This window comes from Cyclobacterium qasimii M12-11B (genome assembly GCF_000427295.1).
GTDB classification, from domain to species: domain Bacteria; phylum Bacteroidota; class Bacteroidia; order Cytophagales; family Cyclobacteriaceae; genus Cyclobacterium; species Cyclobacterium qasimii.
This window is the reverse complement of sequence record NZ_ATNM01000047.1, coordinates 1-759: the sequence shown is the minus strand read 5'-3', so window position 1 is coordinate 759 and position 759 is coordinate 1. Positions and strand designations below refer to the sequence as shown.

Here is a 759-nt window from a genome sequence, read left to right as displayed (position 1 = left end):
AGATTCTACTCCTATAACATTAGCTTCTTCGGTATAATAGCCCTTCATTTTTTCGCCAAAAGCTTTAAAGCCTTTACGTAAGGATCCTCCAATGATTTTTGGTAGTAATGAATGTAATGGTGCTGAATTTAAACCAGGTTGATAAGAGGTTTCATTTAAACTTGAAGATAATTTTCCTTCAACAAAATCCGTCAATCTTTGAGCAGGAGCAGATTGTCTACGTCCCCCTGCGGTGAAGGCTAAACGTTCTAAATCTTTTTGATATTCGAGTGCTTTTTAAAGGGCCAAAATGTTCGTATCTGTAAAGATCTTTGTCGGCATTAATTTCCGTTACGATGCCAGAATTCGCGAATTTATTATTGCGTTTAGAAGGCGACATCCCATTGACTACAACTTCACCATTGGCTGTGGCTGCAGGAACTATGAATCCACCAGGACACATACAAAATGAATATACACCTCGGTCATTTACTTGTTGCACTAAGCTATATGAAGCTGCCGGTAGTAGCTCGTCGCGTTGCTCACCTTTACAATGGTATTGAATGCCATCAATTATTTCTTGTGGATGCTCAACTCTGACTCCCATGGCGAATGATTTTGCTTCAAGCTTAATCTTCTTATCATTTAATAAGTAAAAAATATCTCTTGCCGAATGGCCAGTCGCTAGAATGACTTTTTCAACATCGAGTTCATTATCATTGTTAAGCTGAATAGCAACTATTTTATTATTCTTAATAGTGAAGTCAGTAACTCGAGTTT

The 759-nt window shown here is 37.7% G+C and carries 1 protein-coding gene and 1 pseudogene; both read right to left on the bottom strand.

Annotated elements, in window-relative coordinates; translation table 11 throughout:
- Nucleotides 1–213: pseudogene (locus ADICYQ_RS27595) on the bottom strand (FAD-dependent protein); the annotation flags it as partial.
- Nucleotides 214–217: 4 nt separating this feature from the next.
- Nucleotides 218–759, bottom strand: a 542-nt coding sequence (locus tag ADICYQ_RS04330) for an NAD(P)/FAD-dependent oxidoreductase (protein ID WP_369073249.1), incomplete at its 5' end; no start/stop codon positions are given.